Origin of the sequence: Mesorhizobium sp. M7A.F.Ca.AU.002.02.1.1, assembly GCF_003998535.1 — a bacterium.
Lineage (GTDB): Bacteria > Pseudomonadota > Alphaproteobacteria > Rhizobiales > Rhizobiaceae > Mesorhizobium > Mesorhizobium ciceri.
In genome coordinates this window covers 1-2,038 of the sequence record NZ_RZPB01000931.1, presented here as the reverse complement: position 1 = coordinate 2,038, position 2,038 = coordinate 1, and the positions used below count along the sequence as shown (strand labels likewise).

The window sequence follows — 2,038 nt, the reverse complement described above, 5'->3', positions numbered from 1 at the left end:
AGCTTAGCCTGTGCTGCGTCGGCGGCGGCCTGAGCGACCTTGGCTTTGGCGGACTGCGTCACGAATGCCTGAAGGGCGGCGAATTTCTTGCTCTTCGAGTTCATATAGGCATTGATGTTGCGCTTCAGCGAGCTCACCCGGCCAAGCTTGGCGTGGATGTTCTTGCCTTTGGGCACGGACGAGACCTTGGTGGTCTTGTCGACCGTGGTGTCGTCCGCTTTGGCCACCTGGCCGGGGGCCGACGACGACTTGCCGTGCGAAGCGCCGCTCTTGCCATTGCCGCCGCCGTTGCCATTGCTACCGCCGTTGCCGTGCCCGTTGCCTCCGGCATTGCCACCGCCACCGCCGTGCCCATTGCCGGCGAGCGCCGGAGATGCCAGGAGCGCCAATGCGGCAAGCGCCGCCAGCAGAGTTTTCCGGTTTGTCATGGTAATCTCCTCGGGAATCGTCGCCCTGGCCCGACCGCTAAGCGACCGTCCTATGAGGAATTGCTAATAGTGCAGAGTAAACTTTAGACAAATGCTGTCTCAATACGCGATCTGGCACCCGGCCAGAAACTTAACCGACTGATATCAAACACAAATTCACGCTCTTGGACGGCCATGGCACTGAAGTCCCATGCCGGCAGGACTATAGTCCTGCGGGCAAGCAGCGGCATGGGTGAAAGTCTTTGCGTGGTATATCGGACAAGCTTTGAAAACAGGGGAGTTGATAGCGAAAGCAAAAGGCTCAGCCGATACTTTCACCGCCGTCGATTACCAGCGCCTGGCCGGTCATGAAGGATGAACGGTCGGAGACAAGGAACAGGATCGCTTCGGCGATCTCATCGGCGCTGGCCCAGCGGCCCATCGGGATCTTGGTGCGGACATAGGTTTCGATCGCCCCGCGTCCGCCCATCTGGGCGATGAACGGTTCGTTGAACGGCGTGTCGACCCAGCCCGGACAGAGCGCGTTAATGCGGACATTGTGACGGGCATAGTCGAGCGACATCTGCCGTGTCATCGCCACCACCGCATGTTTGGAGGTTGCGTAGGCGATCATCTCGCGGTCGTAGAACACGCCCGAATTGGAGGCGGTGTTGAGGATGACCCCGCCGCCCTGCGCGATCATCGAGGGCATGACCTGTCTCGCCGCCAGGAACTGCGCCCGCACATTGACCCGCCACGAGGCATCCATGCCGCCGACCTCCACTTCGGTCAGCGTGCCGCCGATCTGGATGCCGGCGTGATTGTGCAGGATGTCGATGCGCCCATGCCTGTCGAGCGTGCCGGCAATGAGCTGTTCGACCGCCGCATCATCAGCGACATCGGTCGTGATCGCCTCGGCTTGGCCACCGACCGCGCGGATGTCCGAAGCCGTTGCTTCGCCGGCGGCCTGATCCCTGTCGGCGATGACGACCACCGCGCCTTCCCTGCCCATGATCATGGCGCCGGCGCGCCCGATGCCGGAGCCGGCGCCTGTCACCACGGCGATGCGGTCTTTGAGGATCATGATGCGGCTTTCAGTTCGACGGCTTGCGCTGGCGCAACTGCCATTGGGCAAGCACCACGAGCAGCACGGAAGCGACGAGCACGATCGTCGCGATGGCGTTGATCTCCGGCGTCACGCCGCGCCGGATCGACGCGAAGACATAGATCGGCAGCGTCGTCTGCGCGCCGGCGACGAAGAAGGCGATGATGAAATCGTCGAAGGAGAAGGTGAAGGCGAGCAGGAAGCCGGCAACGACCGCCGGCATGACCTGCGGCAGCACGATCGAGCGGAACGTCGTCAACGGCGTCGCGTAGAGATCGCTCGACGCCTCGACCAGATTGCGGTCGAGGCTGCCGAGCCGCGTGCCGACGATCATCGTCACCAGCGCCATCGAGAACAGCCCGTGCGCCGCGATGATCGAACCGTAGCCGAGCGCCAGCCGCGGCGGCTGGTCGTCCGGCCAGATCGAGGCGAGGAACGGATTGACCACGGTGAACAATTGGACGAGCGCGACCAGAGTCGAAATGCCGATCACGACGCCCGGAACGACGATCGCGGCGCCCAGAAG

Annotated in this window: 2 protein-coding genes and 1 pseudogene; all 3 read right to left on the bottom strand. The window is 63.0% G+C overall.

Translation table 11 applies throughout. From position 1 onward, the window contains the following. Positions 1–428: pseudogene (locus EN879_RS33440) on the bottom strand (hypothetical protein); the annotation flags it as partial. A 301-nt stretch (positions 429–729) separates the two neighbouring features. Further along, complete coding sequence (locus EN879_RS33435) at positions 730–1,491, bottom strand: glucose 1-dehydrogenase (RefSeq protein WP_063169500.1); 762 nt, start codon at positions 1,489–1,491, stop codon at positions 730–732. Between the two features lie 10 nt (positions 1,492–1,501). Then, positions 1,502–2,038: ABC transporter permease subunit (locus EN879_RS33430; RefSeq protein ID WP_127274584.1), on the bottom strand; the 537-nt coding region annotated here is incomplete at its 5' end.

Bases quoted from the DNA above. Each gene is read 5' to 3' on its own strand.
- EN879_RS33435 (WP_063169500.1), bottom strand. From the start codon at position 1,491: ATGATCCTCAAAGACCGCATCGCCGTGGTGACAGGCGCCGGCTCCGGC.